Source organism: Bradyrhizobium sp. Mp19 (assembly GCF_029952935.1).
GTDB lineage: Bacteria > Pseudomonadota > Alphaproteobacteria > Rhizobiales > Xanthobacteraceae > Bradyrhizobium > Bradyrhizobium elkanii.
In genome coordinates this window covers 1-19,420 of sequence record NZ_JASAUT010000067.1, presented here as the reverse complement: position 1 = coordinate 19,420, position 19,420 = coordinate 1, and the positions used below count along the sequence as shown (strand labels likewise).

Annotated in this window: 15 protein-coding genes; 6 read left to right on the top strand and 9 right to left on the bottom strand. The window is 62.9% G+C overall.

Going from position 1 to position 19,420, the window contains the following annotated elements:
• The first annotated feature begins 32 nt into the window (after nucleotides 1–32).
• The 3 genes from QJT82_RS39140 (at nucleotide 33) to QJT82_RS39130 (ending at nucleotide 4,097) form a co-directional block, all read left to right on the top strand.
• The gene (locus QJT82_RS39140; RefSeq protein ID WP_028340357.1) at nucleotides 33–1,118 is read left to right on the top strand and encodes a DUF2855 family protein; all 1,086 of its coding nucleotides are present in this window, start codon (nucleotides 33–35) and stop codon (nucleotides 1,116–1,118) included.
• A gap of 111 nt (nucleotides 1,119–1,229) precedes the next feature.
• On the top strand, nucleotides 1,230–3,017 hold the full coding sequence (locus QJT82_RS39135; protein WP_028340356.1) for an NAD(P)/FAD-dependent oxidoreductase: 1,788 nt from the start codon (nucleotides 1,230–1,232) through the stop codon (nucleotides 3,015–3,017).
• A 102-nt stretch (nucleotides 3,018–3,119) separates the two neighbouring features.
• The gene (locus QJT82_RS39130) at nucleotides 3,120–4,097 is read left to right on the top strand and encodes a peptidyl-alpha-hydroxyglycine alpha-amidating lyase family protein (protein WP_028340355.1); all 978 of its coding nucleotides are present in this window, start codon (nucleotides 3,120–3,122) and stop codon (nucleotides 4,095–4,097) included.
• A 163-nt stretch (nucleotides 4,098–4,260) separates the two neighbouring features.
• Here the strand turns inward: QJT82_RS39130 and QJT82_RS39125 are convergent, their stop codons facing one another.
• Entirely contained in the window at nucleotides 4,261–6,021 is a 1,761-nt protein-coding gene (locus tag QJT82_RS39125; RefSeq protein ID WP_028340354.1) for a chloride channel protein, read from the bottom strand.
• A gap of 191 nt (nucleotides 6,022–6,212) precedes the next feature.
• Here QJT82_RS39125 and QJT82_RS39120 point away from each other — a divergent pair, with 191 nt between their 5' ends.
• The gene (locus QJT82_RS39120) at nucleotides 6,213–6,770 is read left to right on the top strand and encodes an HNH endonuclease (RefSeq protein ID WP_016845270.1); all 558 of its coding nucleotides are present in this window, start codon (nucleotides 6,213–6,215) and stop codon (nucleotides 6,768–6,770) included.
• Nucleotides 6,771–6,939: 169 nt separating this feature from the next.
• On the top strand, nucleotides 6,940–7,608 hold the full coding sequence (locus QJT82_RS39115; protein WP_051447840.1) for a phosphoribosylanthranilate isomerase: 669 nt from the start codon (nucleotides 6,940–6,942) through the stop codon (nucleotides 7,606–7,608).
• A 25-nt stretch (nucleotides 7,609–7,633) separates the two neighbouring features.
• Here the strand turns inward: QJT82_RS39115 and QJT82_RS39110 are convergent, their stop codons facing one another.
• From QJT82_RS39110 to QJT82_RS39095, 4 genes are all read right to left on the bottom strand, one after another.
• Nucleotides 7,634–8,482: a hypothetical protein gene (locus QJT82_RS39110; RefSeq protein ID WP_210199783.1), complete on the bottom strand. Its 849-nt coding sequence runs from the start codon at nucleotides 8,480–8,482 to the stop codon at nucleotides 7,634–7,636.
• A 98-nt stretch (nucleotides 8,483–8,580) separates the two neighbouring features.
• The gene (locus QJT82_RS39105) at nucleotides 8,581–9,768 is read right to left on the bottom strand and encodes a patatin-like phospholipase family protein (RefSeq protein ID WP_051447839.1); all 1,188 of its coding nucleotides are present in this window, start codon (nucleotides 9,766–9,768) and stop codon (nucleotides 8,581–8,583) included.
• Nucleotides 9,755–12,064 carry a ThiF family adenylyltransferase gene (locus tag QJT82_RS39100; protein WP_028340352.1) on the bottom strand — a complete coding sequence of 770 codons (2,310 nt, stop codon included), beginning with the start codon at nucleotides 12,062–12,064 and terminating at the stop codon, nucleotides 9,755–9,757. Before QJT82_RS39100 ends, QJT82_RS39105 begins: the two co-directional genes overlap by 14 nt.
• Nucleotides 12,064–13,197 (bottom strand): hypothetical protein, encoded by a 1,134-nt coding sequence (locus tag QJT82_RS39095; protein ID WP_028340351.1) that lies wholly within the window; start codon nucleotides 13,195–13,197, stop codon nucleotides 12,064–12,066. Before QJT82_RS39095 ends, QJT82_RS39100 begins: the two co-directional genes overlap by 1 nt.
• A 361-nt stretch (nucleotides 13,198–13,558) precedes the next feature.
• Between QJT82_RS39095 and QJT82_RS39090 the strand changes: the two genes are divergently transcribed.
• Entirely contained in the window at nucleotides 13,559–13,852 is a 294-nt protein-coding gene (locus QJT82_RS39090) for a hypothetical protein (protein ID WP_155258461.1), read from the top strand.
• Nucleotides 13,853–13,868: 16 nt separating this feature from the next.
• On the opposite strand, the gene QJT82_RS39085 is transcribed toward QJT82_RS39090, so the two are convergent.
• From QJT82_RS39085 to QJT82_RS39070, 4 genes are all read right to left on the bottom strand, one after another.
• The gene (locus QJT82_RS39085; protein WP_155258460.1) at nucleotides 13,869–14,012 is read right to left on the bottom strand and encodes a hypothetical protein; all 144 of its coding nucleotides are present in this window, start codon (nucleotides 14,010–14,012) and stop codon (nucleotides 13,869–13,871) included.
• 154 nt (nucleotides 14,013–14,166) lie between these two features.
• The gene (gene brxL, locus QJT82_RS39080) at nucleotides 14,167–16,203 is read right to left on the bottom strand and encodes a protease Lon-related BREX system protein BrxL (RefSeq protein WP_028340349.1); all 2,037 of its coding nucleotides are present in this window, start codon (nucleotides 16,201–16,203) and stop codon (nucleotides 14,167–14,169) included.
• Between the two features lie 3 nt (nucleotides 16,204–16,206).
• Nucleotides 16,207–18,777: a PglZ domain-containing protein gene (locus QJT82_RS39075; protein WP_028340348.1), complete on the bottom strand. Its 2,571-nt coding sequence runs from the start codon at nucleotides 18,775–18,777 to the stop codon at nucleotides 16,207–16,209.
• An 8-nt stretch (nucleotides 18,778–18,785) separates the two neighbouring features.
• Complete coding sequence (locus tag QJT82_RS39070) at nucleotides 18,786–19,238, bottom strand: hypothetical protein (protein WP_281446691.1); 453 nt, start codon at nucleotides 19,236–19,238, stop codon at nucleotides 18,786–18,788.
• Nucleotides 19,239–19,420 lie beyond the last annotated feature (182 nt).

Here is a 19,420-nt window from a genome sequence, read left to right as displayed (position 1 = left end):
TGCCGGTGCACCAAGGGCCCGGATCATCCGCCATGAACTCGACCGACTTCATCGTCATCCGCAACGATCTGCAGCAATGCAAGGTGATCGAGGCGCAGTTGCCCGACGCCGCGGCGCTGCCGGCCGATGCGCTGCTGGTGAAGGTGACCCGCTTCGCCTTCACCGCCAACAACATCACCTATGCTGTAATCGGCGAGCAGCTGAAATATTGGCACCTGTTCCCGGCGCCTGACGGCTACGGCATCATCCCGGTGTGGGGCTTTGGCGAGGTGCTGGCATCGAAACATCCCATGATCGCAGCCGGCGAAACGCTGTTCGGCTATTTCCCGATGGCGACCCATCTGGTGATCGAGGCGGCCGACGTCAGCAAGCGCGGCCTGCGCGACGGCGCCGCGCACCGGCAGGAGGTCTCGCCGGTCTATAATGCCTATGCCCGCGTCTCCGGCGATCCGACCTATGCCGGCCGGCAGGGCGATTTCCGCGCGCTGCTGCTGCCGCTGTTCATGCTGTCCTTCCTGGTTGACGACTTCCTGGCCGAGAATGCGTTCTACGGCGCACGCCGTATCATCCTGTCGTCGGCATCGAGCAAGACCGCGTTCGGGCTCGCCCATCTCGTGCACAAACGGGGTATCCCGGTGATCGGGTTAACCTCCAGGGGCAATGTCGATTTCGTCAGCTCGCTCGGCTGCTACGACGAGGTCGTCACTTATGACCAGGTCACCGCGATCCCGTCGGCCGAACCTACAGCCTATGTCGACATGGCCGGCAACAGTGCGCTCCGCGAGGCCCTGCACCGGCACTTCGGCGCGCAGATGGTCTATTCCGGCCGGGTCGGGCTGACGCATCGCGCCAGCGAGGCGGAGGAGCCCACGCTGCCCGGCGCCAAGCCGGTCTGGTTCTTCGCCCCGGACCAGATCCGCAAGCGCGCCAAGGAATGGGGTCCCGGCGGCATCGACCAGCGTTTTGGCGCCGCATGGGCCGAGCTCGTGTCGCATCTGCCGAAATGGCTTGATGTGGTCGAGCGGCGCGGCCCGGCCGCGGTGCGCGAGGCCTATCTCGATACCCTGCAGGGCCGCGTTCCGCCGGATCAAGGCCTGATCCTGTCGCTGGCCGAATAGGCGCTATCCCGTCGCGCCCTTTCTGCGTGCCTTCGAATAGGTATAGGCTTTGCGGAAAGGGAACGCCGCCAAGAAAACGTCAGCAAGGCGGCCGATGACGAGAAACGCTCAATGCTCGACAAGACGGACGATATTTCGGTCGCCGCCGACAATTGGCTCGTGCAGTTCGAAGATGCGCTGGCCAGCCCCGACGATGTGCTGCTGAAGCCGCTATTCCATCCCGACAGCTACTGGCGCGACGTGCTGGCGCTGAGCTGGAACATCCAGACCGTCAACCGGGCCTTCGCGATCATCGAGGAGCTGCCGGCGCATGCGCGTCACAGCGCGCCGCATGACTTCCGCATCGATGCCGATCGCGCCCCGCCCCGACGGGTGACACGCGCCGGTACCCATGCGATCGAGGCGATCTTCAAATTCGAGACGGCGGTTGGCCGCGGCCACGGCATCGTGCGGCTGATCCCTGATGCCGCCGACGACGATCGCCTGAAGGCCTGGACCTTGCTGACCGCGCTCGAGGAGCTGAAGGGTTTTGAGGAACAGCAGGGCCACACCAGGCCGCGCGGACAGGCCTATTCGCGCGACTTCCGCGGCCCCAACTGGCTCGACCTGCGCAAGGCATCCGCCGAATATGCCGACCGCGACCCTGATGTGCTGGTGGTCGGCGGCGGACAGGCCGGGCTTGCGATCGCCGCGCGGCTGCAACAGCTCAAGATCGACGCGCTGATCGTCGACCGCGAAGCACGCGTCGGCGACAATTGGCGCAAGCGTTATCACGCGCTGACCCTGCACAACCAGGTGCAGGTCAATCATTTGCCCTACATGCCGTTCCCGCCGAACTGGCCGACCTACATCCCGAAGGACAAGCTCGCCAACTGGTTCGAAACCTATGTCGATGCCATGGAGCTGAACTTCTGGACCGGCACGGAATTTGTCGGCGGCAGCTATGACGACGCAACGGGGCGTTGGACCGTCGAGCTGCGCCGCGCCGACGGCACGACCCGCAAGATGCAGCCGCGCCATGTCGTGATGGCAACCGGCGTCAGCGGCATCCCCAATCTGCCCGATATCCCCGGCCTGAAGAATTTTTCCGGCAAGGTCATGCATTCCAGCCGCTACGAGGACGGCGAGAGCTGGACCGGCAAGCGGGCGCTCGTGATCGGCACCGGCAACAGCGGCCACGACATCGCGCAGGACCTGCACTCCTCGGGCGCCGAGGTCACGCTGGTGCAGCGCTCCTCGACGCTGATCACCAATATCGAGCCGTCGGCGCAGCTCGCCTATGCCGCCTACAATGAAGGTACGCTCGAGGACAATGATCTGATCGCGACCTCGATGCCGCTCGTGCTCGCCAAGCGCAGCCATGTGCTGATGACCGAGCAGTCGAAAGAGCTCGACAAGCCGCTGCTCGACGGCCTCGCGCGCACGGGCTTCAAGCTCGATTTCGGCGATGGCGGCACCGGCTGGCAGTTCAAGTACCTGACCCGCGGCGGCGGCTATTACTTCAACGTCGGCTGCTCCGATCTGGTCGCGAGCGGTGCGGTCGCCCTGCGGCAGTTCGCCGACATCGAGACCTTCGTGAGCGAGGGCGCGCGTCTGAAGAGCGGCGAGACGATTGAGGCCGACCTGATCGTGCTCGCGACCGGCTACCGGCCGCAGGAAGAGCTGGTGAAAAAACTGTTCGGCGAGGCCATGGCCGCGCGCGTCGGCCCGATCTGGGGCTTTGGCGACGGCCAGGAGCTGCGCAACATGTACACCCGCACGCCGCAGCCCGGCCTGTGGTTCATCGCCGGCAGCCTCGCGCAATGCCGCATCAACTCGCGCTATCTCGCACTGCAGATCAAGGCGATCGAGGAAGGCCTGTTGCCGCGCGACGTCGGGCCACGGGCGGATCTTTCGTAGAAACCTGCCGTCGTTCCGGGGCGCGAAGCGAACCCGGAACCTCGAGATTCCGGGTTCGATGCTGCGCATCGCCCCGGAATGACGATCTTGGGGAGACATCTTATGCCAACCATCCTCGGCACCGGCGAACACCGCTATCGCGTGGTGGAGAACTTCGCAAAGCTGCCCGACGGCTGGAGCCTGACCGATGTCGCCTCCGTCGCCGTCGACAGCAAGGACCGCGTCTATGTCTTCAACCGCGGCGACCATCCGATGGTGGTGCTCGACCGCGAGGGGAATTTCATCAACAGCTGGGGCGAAGGCGTGTTCTCGCGCGCCCACGGCCTGCACATCGATGCCGACGACAATCTCTATTGCACCGATGACGGCGACCACACCGTGCGCAAATGCTCGACCGACGGCAAGGTGCTGCTGACGATCGGCATCCCGAACAAGCCGGCGCCATTCATGAGCGGCGAGCCGTTCCATCGCTGCACCCACACCGCGCTGTCGCCGAAGGGCGAGATCTATGTCTCCGATGGCTACGGCAATGCCTGCGTCCACAAATACACGCCGGATGGAAAGCTGATCAAGACCTGGGGCGAGCCCGGCACCGATCCCGGCCAGTTCAACATCGTGCACAACATCGCGACCGACGCCGATGGCTGGGTCTACGTCGCCGACCGCGAGAACCACCGCGTCCAGGTGTTCGACGGCAACGGCAAATACGAGACGCAGTGGAACAACCTGCACCGGCCCTGTGCATTGTGCTGCTGCGGCGGCGGCAAGCAGCCGAACTTCGTGATCGGCGAGCTCGGCCCCGGCATGGCCGTCAATCGCAAGGTGCCCAATCTCGGTCCGCGGCTGTCGATCGTGGATCACACCGGCAAGCGCATCGCGCGGCTCGGCGGCGAGCAAGGCCCCGGCGTCGAGACCGGAAAATTCCTGGCGCCGCACGGCATCGCGCTGGATTCACGCGGCGACATCTATGTCGGCGAGGTCGGCGTCACCGACTGGAAAACCAGCTTTCCGGACATCGAGATGCCCGCCGCGGTGCGCGTGACGCGATGCCTGCAGAAGCTGGAGCTGGTGACGGGGTAGCCGCGCTGTATTGAAGCAGAGCGCCTACTATATCACCGTCACCCTGAGGAGCGCGCATCGCGCGCGTCTCGAAGGGTCGACGGCCACCAGCGGGGCCGCGCATCCTTCGAGACGCCGCTTCGCGACTCCTCAGGATGACGGGTCGAAAAGCGCTCCCGCGCAATCAAATCTCGCCGATCACCTCGCGGCGGCGCAGCTCGGATTCTTCCGCATAGCGCCGCATGGCGTGCGCTTCGGTGAGCAGGCCGATCGGCCGCCGGTCGCCGTCGCCTTCGACCACGGCGAGCGATTCCGCTTCGGCAGCGTCGAACACCGCGATCGCCTCCTGGACGTTCATGCCGGGATGCAGCACCACGTCGGCGTAGCGCAGAATGGCGGCAAGCCCCTTGTCGGCCTCGAGATCCGGCGCGTGCGCTTCGGCGACCAGCGCGAGCCCGGCGTAATGCCCCTCGCCGTCGACCGCGACGACCTGGGTCTTCGAGCCCGGCGGGAATTCCTCGCGGAACGCCTCGATCGGCATCGCGGCGTTCACTGTCGTCATGTCCTGCCGCATCATCTTGCCGACCGTGAGATCGCGGATCCAGCCGATATCGGCGGCGCTGCGGATGGTCTCGCCGCGCAGATGCAAACGCCAGGTCGCGAACGAATAGCCGAACAGCTCGCGCGTGATCGTGGTCGAGATGATGACCGCGACCAGCACCGCGGTGGTGAGCCAGAGGTTGCCGGTGGACTCCAGCGCGATGAACGACATCGTGAGCGGGCCGCCGATCACCGAGGCCGACAGCGCGCTCATGCCGATCACCGCATAGGCATTGGGGTCGAGGTTCAGCCCCGGCCACACGATGTCGACGCCGGCCGCGAACAGCCGGCCGCCGAGCGCGCCCATGAACAGCGTGGCGAAGAACAATCCGCCACGGAAGCCCGAGCCGAGCGAGATGATCGAGGCCACCGCCTTCAGCGCGAACACGCCGGCGATGAAGGCAAGCGGCATCGCCACGATGCCCGCGAAGCGCAGCGCGCCGTGGCCCGACGACATCACCTGCGGCGTCAAGAGCGCCATCGCGCCGACCGCAAGCCCGCCGAGCGCCGGCCGCAGCGGCGGCCAGAGCCGGCTCTTGGTCAGCAGCGCCTCGCACAGCGTCACCCCGCGCATGATCGCGATCCCGGTCAGGGCCGCGACCATGCCGAGCAGCGCGGCAATCGCAAGATCCCGTCCGAGCACATCGCCGACGGTTCCGACGCCGACGCCGAGCGGCAGCGGCTCGAAGGCATGGGCGACGAAGTAGCCGGTCACCGCCGCCACGCCGACCGGGGTCAGGCTGGCCGGCGTATAGCCGCCGATCACAAGTTCGAAGGCGTAGAACGCGCCCGCAAGCGGCGCGCTGAAGGCGCCGGCGATCGCCGCCGCCGCGCCGCAGCCCACCATGATTCGCTGGTCGTTGCGGCGAAGGTGAAAGCCGCGGCCGAGCGAGGCGGCGAGGCCGCTGGAGAGCTGGGTATAGCCGGCCTCGAGCCCGACCGAACCGCCGACGCCGCTCGACCAGATCGTCTGCAGCGCCACGATCACGCTGCCGCGGAACGACATCCGCCCGCCGTAAAGCGCGTTGGCCTCGATCGGGTCGATTTCGCGGGCCGGCCGGACCCGGAGCAACAGAAGGAACGCAAATCCCAATAGCAGGCCGCCGATCGTGGGAACCACGAGCGCGCGCACGGGATCGATGCTGGGCTGGCTCGACAACCGGTCGCCGAGCGGCAGATTGAACAGCACCGAATGCAGCACCGTGACGAGGCCGCTCATGACCGCCACCACGAGGCCGCCAATGGCGCCGATCAGCACCGCCAGCACCACAAGGCTCGTCTCGTGCGCGCGCACGAACGCGCGCAACCGGCGCGGCGCCTCGAGATAGCTTGAGGTCGTGGTCATCGGCAGGGTCCGTCACTGGCCGACAGGGCCTTGCGGCTCCCTTTACGGGCCTCGCGGGCGGGAGGCAATCGGGGCAGGAACATGGCAGGGCGCGGCGGATAAGCCGCTCATTGCTCTTCACAATCCCGTCACGCTGCCTGTAGTATGTGAGTGCATGCTGCTTCGCAGCTAATGGGAGTCAGGAGCGTTATTTGAACGCACATGTCTCGCAAGGCGGTTGGCCGGTGCTGGTCTTGAATGCGGACTTCCGGCCGCTGAGTTATTACCCGCTGTCGCTCTGGTCCTGGCAGGACGCGATCAAGGCGGTGTTCCTCGATCGTGTCAACATCGTCGAATATTACGACCGGGCGGTACGAAGTCCTTCCTTCGAAATCCAGCTGCCGAGCGTCGTATCCCTCAAGTCCTTCGTCAAGCCGACCACCCACCCCGCCTTCACCCGGTTCAACGTTTTCCTGCGCGACCGATTCAGCTGCCAGTATTGCCTGTCGGGCGACGATCTCACCTTCGATCACATCATTCCGCGCAGCAAGGGTGGCCAGACCACCTGGGAGAACGTCGTCGCCGCCTGCTCGCCCTGCAATTTGCGCAAGGGCAATCTCACGCCGCAGCAGGCCAAGATGTTTCCGAAGCAGACGCCCTACGCCCCGACCGTGCATCAGCTGCATCGCAACGGCCGGCTGTTTCCGCCGAACTATCTGCACGAGAGCTGGCTCGATTATCTCTACTGGGATACAGAGCTCGATCCGTAGAGCGCGCTGGTCCGTTGTCGTGGGACTCATAAGAGTGTCAAAGGACACATAAGAGTGTCACGTTTTTCGGCGTGCCGAGGCCTCAAAATTGCAACCTCAGATACGTTTCGAGGCCTGCAAACCGCGAGAATCCGGCATTTGCGGCGCGGTCGGCGGGAGGGATTGCTCCATGCTGACCCAGATCTATGAGATCTCAAGCGCGGATGAGGCGCGCGGCGTTTCGGAGATCGGTATCGACCACGTTGGGGTTCTGGTGGGCGACGGCGAGTTTCCGCGCGAACAGCCGCTCCCCCGGGCGGCGGAAATTGCGGCGGCGATAGTGGAGCCGGCGAGATTTTCGGCGCTGTTTCTCACCGCGCGTGTTGCCTTGATCATCGAATGGGCGCGGGCGCTCAAGCCGGCCATCATCCACCTTGGCGCAGCGCCCGAGCTGCTCGCTCCGGATCAGATCGCCACTATCAAAGCGGCGCTGCCGGATAGCTTGATCATGAGGAGCGTACCGGTCTATGGCGAGGAGAGCATCGACATAGCTCGAACCTACGAAGGCATTGCGAACTACCTGCTCCTAGACAGCCACCGTCCATCCGATAAGCAGATCGGAGCGCTGGGCGTGCCGCACGATTGGAGCATCAGCAGGCGCATCGTCGAAGCGGTCGGCACCTCCGTAATCCTCGCCGGAGGACTGGGTCCCGACAACGTCGCGCAGGCAATCGGCGTGGTCCGGCCGGCCGGCGTGGATTCAAAGACGAAGACCGACAGGGAAGGCTCTCACGCAAAAGATCTTGAACGCGTGAGGCGGTTCTACGAAGCCGCGCGCGAGGCGATTGTGGCGACGTAGGACGCGGTGCGAACATCCCCAGCGATCAACGGGGAAATGAGCGCCGGCCGTTGTAGCGTTGCCGCAACGTGTCATTGTTCATGTTAAGCAACCGCCTCTTCTTCGATACGTAGCGCTTGGTGGACGAAACCTCTTCAGAATCCGATTTGAGGTTTACGGCGAGGAACTCCCCCGTATGGTCTCCAATGGATCTGACGACAACATCGCCGGTCTTGGTCGTCATGAGAGCGATGCCTTGCTTCCAGAGGAGCTCCTTTATCTCGTCGCGAGGATGATCGTACTGGTTGTCGTAGTTCGACGAGCAAATTGCGAGGCTAGGCTCAAGATGTGAAAGGAAGGGCTTCGTCGTAAATCCGTTATCAGCGCCATGATGAGCGAGAATCATGACGTCCGTCTCTGATCTGAGAATCGGAGCGCGGCGCAGTCTGGAGGAGATCATGGAGCATTCAACGTCGCCAAGGCTGAGCACGTTGAAGCTACCCTTCCTGAAGTGTTTGACTGTGGAATTGTTGTTCGCGCACTCCTGATCAATGTGCTTGGGATTGTAGAAGGTGTTTCGGTACGCGGCCGCCGAGGCCTTATCGAGAGCCTCTATGTACTTCGGCGTGATGTGCTCGATCTCTGGTATTCGATTGCGCGGCGCTCGACGGCTCTGATAGTCGGCGATGATCTCGAGACAGCCTTCCCCATGATCGCTGTAGGGATTGTATCCGGGGCACTCGATTTCGGCTGGACGGATGAGATCGAGCAGTTCCTGCAGTTCGTGCTTGTTGCAGTGGTCAGAGTCCCAACTGGTTATGTCGAGAGAGTCTGCGTACTCGACACCGCAGATCTCCATTTCGTGCATGAGCGTCCGCCGATTCACGTCGGTCAATCGACCCTCGATCACGGTGAAGTGCCCACCCGCAAAGTAGGAGAAGGACGAGCCAGGGCAACCGAGCTGGAAGGCGCGAAAGCGCGTTACTACACCTTTCAACATGCGATCGGCTCCCAAGAAAGCGAACGGCCAAAGTGTTTGGTGGCGTACGTAGTGAGGGTGATGTCGGCGGCTTCGTGTCCATGTCGAGCGAGACGGTCGAAACCCTGTTCGCCAAGAGCCTTCAAGTCGGTTGGATGGCCCGCGGCAGCAGCCGCTTCTTGATCAGGCTGAACTGCGTCGTAAAAGCCTAAGGGCCGGTCCGCCGAGGCCTTTATGTCCACCTCTCGAACAGAATTTCCCATGCGGACCAGCACGCCAGGCACGGCCCCTGTCGTGAGATCCGCAACCAGCATTCGGCTTCGAAGCGAACGAATCTGATCACTTGCGATGTCGAAGAGTCGAGGTGAAGCCAGGCGGCCGCTTGCCAGTGCGGCAAGTTTGGACCGAGTCGGCGGGCCAAGGGGGCCCGAAGCATCGCTGCAAATGAGGAAGTCGGATCTCGCCAAGCCCTTTCCAGGCTTGTGGAAGAACTCGAGGCCGAGATTTTCGTAGGCACCACCGTCCCAAAGGCGCACCACTTCAAAGGGTGGGGCTTTCTTGCGGGTCGGCTTTCTCGTCGCCGGGTCGGTGTCCCACCATCCGTCCTTCGGCAGCGCGATTCGCAGAGCTCCGATGGCGTACGGGACCGCTGCGGATGCGGCGACTGCCGACGACAACGGCACGTCGGGGTCGTAGTGCCTTCCGAATTTCCAGTCACCCATCTCTCGCTTGGCAAAGCGCCAGTTCTTTCCCGTTTCAAAGCAGGTGGTGTTGATCAGCCAAGTCGGTTCGTCGGGAAGTTCAGTCAGTTTGCCACGGACACCCCACCGCCGTTCTAGCAGTGTCGCCAACACGGAGGCACGATGGCGAAGCAGTCGCAGATTGAATTCCAAGACTCCGCTCCAGCCGATCGCGCTCAGACTGAAGAGATCGGTGGCGGATAGGATCTGTCGAAGTTCCGGGAAGATGGTCTGCTTGAATTCGGCCGAGGTCGGCCATCTCATGCCGGCATGGGATACGATGGCCGCGGTGATGAGGCTGCCGCCCGAGACGGTCGACAGGGCAGTAACCGTCTCCATGAGGTGTTCGTCGGCGAGGCGCTTCAACACACCGAGATGAAAGGCGGCGGCCCTCACGCCTCCACCGGAGAGGGCGAGGCCTAGTTTCAGCGGCTGCTGTGCGCCGAAATCAGGCTCGCTCATCGGTCGCCTCCTTGACGATGATCAGCGAAACGGGAAGATCGACGTCGGGTTTGGTAGCGGAATGGATCCGTACGCCGTCGTCGTTTGCGATTCCCATCAGCGCGGGCACGCCGTTCATGTCCAAAAGTTCGGCCAATTCGGCGAGTTGAAGGAGGTCCTTCGGGCTGGGCATAGCCGCATAGCCTTTCGGATGAGAATGCCATTCGCCGACGTAGACTAGCTGTCCACCTGTCTGCTCGGTGATCGCGGCAATCCGCGAGCGGAGTCCGGACACGCCTCGTTCGAACTCGCTCTCGCTGCCCTTGCTGTCGGAAGGAGGTTCGAGTGCGACGCTGACATGGATGGAGTGCGCTTCCATGTCCAAAACGCCGAGGAGGACGCCGCCTGTTTCCGCTGGCAGGTGCTGCTCTCGGAATCCTGCGATCGCCTTGGCCACGTCGTCGGAGAGGACGATGGACCAATCGTCAATCGCGAGACGCTGCCATTTTCCGGCGGAGGCGCTGACGCGTTCCACTGCGCCATCCTTCGTGCGCCAGATCGATATCGAGCCCTGTTCGGTGGACAGCGCACCCGGGATGGCCCCGGCGATGAGAGCCGACAGCAGCGCGGCTCGAGTTTCCGGCATCCGATTGGTCGCTTGCCTGCAGGCACCCGAGTAGGCGATGGTCGCCTCGGAAGTGTGAAGATGTCCCCGCAGAGCGGGAACTTGAGCGACCATGGCGTAATGTTGCGCCTCCAATTCTCGCAGAGAGGTCGAGCGGTCGTTCGGCTCGACGAGGAGCACCGCGTCGGTGCCGTCGGAGTTGAAGAAGAAGCTCAGGCGCCGCGTCATGGTGTCCGGCCATGCGGCCAGCCGGCGGGATACGGCGATGGAGGCAGACGCGTCCATGATGATGTCCGCCGTCTCCAGCTTCGATTTGACCGCGGCCTCCGTCGATGGGTCGTTGGAGAGAACATCCGCGGTTAGATGGCCGGACTGCTCCGGATATCTGTTCATCCCGTCCAGGAAGCGCGCGAGGGCGGCGGCCTTGGAGCGCCCGACCTCGGCTCTAGGCAGTACATGGCGCGGGACATTGTGAGGAAGAAGGTAGTCGCCATCGATCACGTCCCAGGTGTAGCGACCCTCCCTCGCGAGGTTTGCTGCCGCGTGGGAGCCGACCGTGCCCGCGCCAACGAGCACGGCGCGTCGCAAGTCCACGCCTTTGGCTCCCGAAATCTGGGATGCGAGTTTTCTGTCGTGGCCGAAGTGAACCTCGCCGCAAACGAGCTCGACTGCGTCGGCGGCCGCACTGTCGCGCGTCGTTAGAGACCGGGCGTGAAGTCCATTAGCTTCTTCGAGGCATCCCATCTTCACGCCGATCTGGGCCACGGTCTCGAAGGTCATAAAGGCCTTCACATCCAGGATCCCGACCTTGTCGCCGCTCTCGGTCGCGACGGGAAACGCAACGAGGATCCCGAGCCGCCATCCCAACTGGTCGGGGTCTCGCTGCGGCTGCGTCCCTTTGTTCCAAGCGTGGCTGGTCCATTCGAGGATCCTGGCCCGAATGAGCGCTTTGAGGCCAATGTCGCCGAGTTCATCTGCCAATTCGCCAAGAGTGCGAGGCGGGAAGCGTAGAGCTCCCATCTCCCGCCGCTCTGCGACTATCGCGATTAGGGCGATGCCAAGCCGTGGGAACGGAAGGGGCGTCGATGGCAAAGTCGCGATTAGAATCTCTCTGTTGATCTCCGCATCGGCGCGGTGAACTGCCAACTCCGTAGGTCCCGTCCCGGCCGCGTCGATAAGAGTGCGGTCGACGATGACGACTGGACCTGCCGCGACGAAAAGCGGCTCTGGTGCGCGCACGTCACCATGAAGCTCGCCACGTGCCGTCTTGCCGAGCCAGATGTGGATCCGAACCAGGAAGTCTGAGGGGGTCCAGTTTAGCTTGGCTTCAGTCCAGGGTCGGTCGTCGATGCAGAGGCTACGAGGATCGTCCCTGTGCCCGGGATTCGTGTGCGGGACGTCGGGAAAATCGTCCCGAAGAGCGAGAATCGTGGGCTGACGGTCGTCTGCAGGGAAGTGAAGAGCAAGGAGCTCGACGGCCTTTAGCGGATGCACGTAAAGCTGTGGCCGGTTCACGTGCACATTGACGATGATAGTCTCGTCGCCGGACCCGGAACGCCGAGCCTCGACGAAGCGGTATCCTTGCGTCCCAAAATCGCAGATCAAGCGAGCGACCGAGTGGGACTTCGCGTTTCGCAAAGCTTCCCACTCGACGGTCTCGCCGAATTGCTCCGAAAGCGGGCGCAACGGCATCAGCCAGCTCGCATCGTCCTGGCGGCGGCGTAGTCGCCGGGGATGGAGGCCATCGCGACGAAGGCGGCGCCGGCGGTGGTGATGCTGACCTGGCTCGGCTTCGGATTGCGCAGCGGGGAGTTCTCCATGGTGACCTCGAACTGCCCGTCGATCGCGTTCACGACATCCTGATAGTACGCGGCCGCCTGCCGATGCGGGGGCTGCACGTCCTTATCGCGTGGCGTCCCCTTGCCGGGAATGATCTCGCTGGTGGAAATCATGATGCCATGGGGCTCGGCGCCTTCTTCGCAGAGCCAGCGAACGTCTTCGATCGGCACGGTCTTATCGACGCCTTTGTCGGCCGAATTCAGCGACTTGTAGCTACAGTGATGCGGAATCTTGAATACGTGCCAGCGCAGCCGATCCTGATTGCCGTGCGCCTTCGAAGTCTGGACGATGTGCCCGAGCGAGATGTCGTCCACGTCGGATGCGAAGAGCACTCTGGTATCGGTTGCCCCTTCCCGGAACGTGGCTTGGAAAACCACGGCGTCGTCGTTCCGCTCCTCAACTTCGCGGTCGTTGAGCCGCCAGGCCATCGGGTTGTGGACGAAGATCTCGATGCCGCCCGGGGCGTTCAGGTTGTCGAAGCCAGGCACCAACTTTCCGGCGTCGGTGACCAGATGAAGGCGATCCTCAAGGCGGATCCCGTTCTTTTCGCAGAAGTCCTTGAGGCGACCAGGCCGCGAGAACACGCGGATGCCTTTGCCCTCGATGAAACGGTGGCGAGCCTCCTGGCGAATGATCTGGGCATCGCCGTCCAAACCCTCTTCCGTGAGCGCGGCCGCCGGCACCCAGAGCTCGCGCATTTTGATACGGCCGGCACCTTGGCGAGTCGAAAATCGCTCGAAATGGAAGAAATCGCCGGCGCGGTTCGTGTGATCCTTGTCGAGATGGGTGAACAACACGATGTCGAAGTAGTCCCGCTCGACGACCCGAAGGTCCTGGCGCAGAGCGGTCGGAAGATCGATGCAAGGGTCGCTCGGGTTGTCCGCGTTTCGCATATCGGCGTAATCCACCAGGATCTTGCGCCCGTCCTTGAGATCGATGCGGGTGCAATCCGCATTGTTGAGAGGGTGGAACGTCAGCGTTGCCAAGTTGTCCTCCTGCGGGACCGGCCCGGCCGACCCGATCATGTTTTGTTCGCGCAAAAACTTTTCCGGCGGACGCAAGCGCCTGCCGGTCGGTGATCTTGTCGGTTGGGAACCCCGCCCGAGATTGCTAAAATTTTAACGAAGTTCCATATGGACGCGCGGTTGTGAGGTTTCAAGACCGCAAGCTACCGGAGAAATACTGCTCCCCATCTTCTTTTATGTTGCGTCGCAGCAACCAGATCCGGATCATCCTGCTCAGGCACAAGAAAGGTCCAAACCCGCAAATTGATGAGAGTTTTTCGTAGAAGTTGGCGTTCGCATACAATGGTTGTGGCGACGGCCCCGAATGGAGGGCGAGGATAGGATGGCCTATCAGGTCCTGATCGACGATAATTTCCACTACCAGGACCAATCTGAGCGCGTGAAGCACGGCGTCTTCGCGACCTCAGAGGAAGCGGTCGCCGCCTGTCGAGCGATCGTGGACGGATACCTAGCCGACGCCTTCAAGCCGGGCATGACGGCCGATGCTCTCTTCGAGAGCTACACGTTGTTCGGCGAGGATCCCTTCGTCGTTCCCGACGGGGCCGGGGACGCGCCGATCAAGTTCTCGGCTTGGGACTACGCCCGCCAGCGGTGTGCGGAGATCGCCGCGCGCTAACCCGACACCGGCCAGTTCAGCGCCCGGATTTCTGCTTGGCGGGCTTGGTCTTGCGGAAGCGCTTCTTGGACGATTCCGCCTCGCCCTTCCGGATCAGCCTGCTGCCGGATTCACGCTCCTCCTTGAAGGCCTGAAAGGCAGCTTCTTCTGCCGTCGACAACGGCGGTCTGGGCGCGCTGTCGTTTGGCGGCCTCCGCGTAGAGCCCTTGCTGAACCACGTCGGATCCCGCGGACCTACGGCCGTGCCGCCTCCCATGAAGTGTCCCTTTCGACTCATTCGCTTCCTTGCCCCGTTTCCGCCGACGACAGACCACTCAATTGATCCCGAGAGCCTTGAAGGCCGCCGTCTTGGGGTCTCCGAAGAAGATCGGGTCGACGTGTTCCACCACGTCGCCGGTCACCTCCAGGAAGCTCCGCTTGTTCTCGATCGGGATCAGGGCCCGCTTGGCCCCGTTGTCCATGGCGAGCTGCAGCGGCTCCGCCAACGAGCGCAGGCCCTTGATGTTGCCTTGGACGCTCAGGTCTCCCACGACCAGCATCGCCGGGGACGGCGGAGCCTTCTTGAGCGCGGAAAATGCCGCGATGAAGAAGCCCAACCCGATCTCGCCCTCGACCCGGTTGTTCATGAGGTCGATGACCTCCACATGGAGGTCCGAAACGTCGAGCTCGCGGGCGATGGAAAGCTCGCCTTTCTTGGCGAGCATGTAGCTGAACGCCCGGTTGATCGATTCCTTTGTGAGACCGTTGACGCCGCCGGCCGTCTTCAGCTTGCCGGATCCCGACGAGACCGAGACTTCGACGCGGTACATCCCGACGGTGCCGTCTGGAGCGACGGCCGCCGTGTAGACACTGCCAGGCGGGAGGGGATCGGCCGAAATCATGTTGCGGCCGCCCTGCTCGGGGACGCCGACGAACCGTTCCTCGCCGGTGTCGTTCAGCGTGTAGCTGAATGACGTGTGGTAGTATTCGAACGAGCCCATCTTCTTGAGCTGCTCCTTCACCCGGCGCCGGCCCTCCATCGCGAACTCCAGGAGTTCGGCGATCTCGTCTTGGGTGGCCTCCCCGCTCGGATGGATGATCTTCATCAGCCCCGAAACGGTCTTCTTGACCGCCTTGCGGTCGCGCGTGATCAGATGAGACCCCATCGTGAAATGGCGATCGCAGATCTCCGTGAAATTGTGGCGACGCAGCTCGCGGAGCGCTTCGGCAAGGTAGTCCACGACGAAGCCGTAGTGGTCGGTGAAGAGATCGTTGCGCATCTTCGGGACCTCCCAACCGGGGAGATAGAAGTGCAGCCGATCGATGAAGGCCATGTCGTCCCGGATCACCTCGGGCATCGGCTCGAACAGGTGTCCAGTCTGGACCATGACGTCGATCGGCTGCTGAGTGTTGCCGAACAACGCGATGCCGGCCTCTCCGGACGCGGCTTCCTGACCACGCTGGAACGATCCCGACTCGCAGTAGGTCTTCATCGTGGTGATGACCTCCTTGGGCATCTTCTCCAGGTCGGCCACCTCGTCGAAGCCGACGACGTCCCAGATCTGGACGAGACCCTTCGCCCGGCCGCCCATGTGTCCGAACAGGTTGGCGACCGTGGTCGGACCGGTCATGAGGGCGGCGTACGGCGAAACCTCCTGGATGACGTAGCTCTTGCCGGTGCCGCGCGGGCCCAGCTCGACCAGGTTGTAGTTGCGCTCGCAGAGCGGGATCAGCCGCGTCAGGAAGAGAAGCTTCAGGCGCTTCGTCATCTCTCCGGGCTCATAGCCCATGCTGCGGAGGATCAGGTCGATCCACTCGTCCGTTGTGAATTCGGCCCGGAGGCGCTGGTACTCGGCGAGGTCGAATGCCGCGATCTGGATCGGCGTCAGCTTTTCGATCCAGAAGGGGTTCTTTCCCTTGCCCTCCTCGTCGTATTCGAAGCGCATGTCGACCTGGGCCCAGATGCCGCCGGTCAGCAGGCGTTCGTAGTCCCTGACGTACTGGTTCTGGATATGAACGAACTTGTTCCCGAAATTGCTCAGCTCCGCCCAATAGTCGGAGTCGACCAGGCGGACCTTGACCTTGTCGATGAACGTCCAGCTTCCCTTTTCTTTAACCTTGCTCTGGGCCTTCATCGACTCGTCGGAGCGGATGTAGTTGTTGGCCAGCGTGTCGTTGACGACCTGCAGGCCCATCTGGATGGCCATCTCATCGGACGATGCACAGTATTTCCCAAGGAGGAACTCAAGGACGAAGACCGGCACGTTGGCGCCGACCTTCACCTTCCGGACAAGGTCCTTTCGGACCACCTTGCCGGCGAAGGTGCGGTTGACCTTTTCATCGAGCGCATCGCGTGCGGGAACGTTACTCATCACTTAAACTCCCAAACGAACGGGGATGTCTTTCTTGGAAACGTACAGGACGGCGTCGGTCTCTGCGTCCAAAACCTGGATGCGGACGTGTTTGACCGTGTCGTCCGTCAACATGAAGCCGACGTTCGCCTTGACCGCAGGCGGCAAGGTCAGGACACCGTCCGCCAGGGTGACGCCGGTCGCAATGGCTGCACGGGCGACCGGGCGGTCGTCGGATACGACGAGCGGGCGAACCTTGCGGGCGCCGGCGAAGAGATCCTTGGAAGCCGCACCCAGCTCGATCTGGACCGTGAAGATGCGGTTCGTCACCGTGTCGAAGTCGTGCGTGAGGGTTACGGCGTCCTTTTCCGCCTTGGCGCTGCCGTCGACCTTCAGCTTCACGGCGATGACCGGAATGACCATTTCCTGCAGCGAAGTGCCGCCGTGATGGTAGGCGAGATCGCCTCCGCTCTTGAAGACGGACGTGCTGGCGGGGAACGCGAAGTCAAGGTCCGTGGCGTAACCGAGCTTGGCGCCCGGGACGCGCACTGCTCCCGGCGGCGTGGAGCCGCCCCGGCCCGCCCAGCAGCGACGATGCAGATCGATCGGATCGCCGCCAGGCGTATCCAGGCGCATGGAGGGATCGCGATCGGCGGCGAAGAAGAGATGGCCGTGATCCGCCGTCACGACCGCCTCCCCGATCCCGATGGCCGCTAGACGGCCGAGGCACCGGGCGAGGTCTTCGACGACGTTGTCCATGACCCGGCGGGCATACGTCGTGGTGGTGGCATTTTCGCCGGCGGCATCGATCTCCGTGGATCGGATGATGATGACCTTCGAGTTGCCGACCTTCTTCTGCAACGCCTTCGTGCTGCTCGAAATGACCTCATCGAGCGTCAGGTCCACGAGGTCCGGCACGCGCGACTTCAGGAATTTTTGGCGAGCCGCAAGGTCCGGCAAGAAGACGCCGTCGATCGACGCTCCGAGCTTGTCCTTGGTTGCGACGACCGAGAAAGTCGCCGAGGCCCCCGGAAGCAGCGCCGCCATGCCGACCGGGGTGATGGACGGAAGGGCCGCCATCGCGGGGCGAATCTGGACCTCCGAGGCTCGCGTGAGACGGCCGATGAGTTCGTGCCCCATCTCGAACCGCATGGCGTCGACCATGACGTAGGCGACGGGGACCGGGCGGCTCGCCACCACATCCGACCAGATTCGGGTCTGCTGCAGAACACCCGGGACCGTCCAGTCGGCCTTCTGGAGCGCCTTCAGGAAGCCTTCGCTCATGCGACGAACGGCGTTTTCGTAGACGGTCCGGATTGTCACCACGGCCCGCTCGTCGATCCCATCGTCCACGGTTGAGAGAAATGCCTCCAGCCGCCGCTGCGCCTGGTCGAGCGCGTACCAGCCGTCCTTATCCGACACGTAGCGGTCGATCCAGGTGGAAGGGTTGCCGTTGGCCTTCGCGATCGTCGCGTCTACCGCTGCGGCGACCAGGCCAAGGTCGACCATCAGCTTACAGACGGCCCAGACCGACTTTCGCGTGACCTCCCGGTTGACCCAGAAGCTGCTCTCACGCGAATCCATGAGGGCGCTGGCCTCTTCGAATTTCTCCGAAGCGACGAGGCCGAAGCAGGCCGCGACCACGGCGCCCTCCTCGAACCTGAAGGTGTCGATCGAGCCGAGCGACGTACCGCTTACCGACGTGGCCGAAAAGCCGAGCTCGATCTCGATCTTGTCAGCGGCTTCGACGTAGGCCGTCGCATGGCGCTCCCGGAGGCGCTTGGCGACTTCTCGGATCGCCTTCTGATGATCGTTGTTCTTGGGCTCGGGCACGTTTTTGATGGCTGCCGCTGCCTCGCCTTGGAGTTCAGCTTTGGGTGCCAAATCAGACCGAAAGTCGTTGGCCAGCACATATCGGAGGGCGATCTGGCGCGCCCGAGCCAATGTCGCATCCGGTGGCAACGCGAGACCAATCCTCGCGAGGGCGGCATCCCGAAGCTCTCCGAGGGCCCCCTTCGCCTGGATGTCGGCGTCGAAGGAGGTGCCGCCCAACCAATCCGTGACGATCGCGACCGTGTCCGAGTTGCCGAACACGCTCTTCAGGAGCGACGTCCCTTGACTGCCCCCACCGTCGTCTTTCGCCATGCCCGCCAAATCGACGTAGGTGAGATGGTCCGACCTCAGCATCTCGTCGATGGCGACATCGGTAAAGCGCTTTCGGAGAACCAGCCTGGCGAACTGCTTCAGTGCCGGCTGCTGATAGAAGGTGCCTGCCTTCTCCAATTCCATCAGCAGAGAGCCTTTAGCGTCGCGGTCGAGACCCGGAACGTAGACAACAACATCATCGGGCTGGTCGCCGTTCGTCAGGTTCTCGACGGCAAAACGCGCCTTCAGGAAGGAGCCATCAAAGACGTAGAGATTAGCTTTGCGCCGGCCGAAGCTGACCGCCACGGGGGCGTCGCCCACTTTCCTGCCGTCTGCGATCTCTGCGAAGAAAGGGCGCAGCTCCTCGCGCTTGTCGTACATCACGACGACGCGACGATCCTTGATGCGGTCGCCGATATGATTGGCGATGTAGTCGTGGAGGGGGTGCATCGTCCTACTCAGGCCGCCTTTGACTTGCGAGTTCGCTTCGTGACGGTGATGATGTCGGGCGCCTCGATCAAGGATTTGAGCGCCGCCTTAACGCCTGCAGATGAGCGGTCCACCACTAGCTTGGCAATGGACTTGGTCGGCTTGTCGTGGGCCGTCCATTTGCCTTCCCCATCTTTCAGCCAGAAAATGTCTTCAAGACCATGGGCAATGGCAAGACTACGATCGGCAGCACACTTGGGAACAACGCGCTCCGGCCAAAAATGCATCGCGAGGTGAGACCAGTCCAGGTCGCCTCGCTGCAAAGCTTCCCAAACGGTCTTCAACTCCCTCTGGAGAGAACGATTTTGCGGCACCAGCCTCCAAAGCGGAGCAAAGTTGATGGCGATGCCGTCGTCGAGCATCGGTTTCCAGAGCGGGACGACCCGTTTCACCTCGTCCCGCAAGCCCTGCAGCTCCTGCACAAACTGCTCTTGTTCCTCAATCTGACCTTGAACCGCGCCGTCGGCTTCGCTTCGAAGAGCTTGCAGCTTTTTCCGCTCATGTTCGAGCTTCGGCTCGACGAACTCACCTAGGGTCCAGACTCAATTGAGCCAATATGCGACGAGAGCGGCGAGATGAACAGCGGCCAAAAAATTACGGGCGA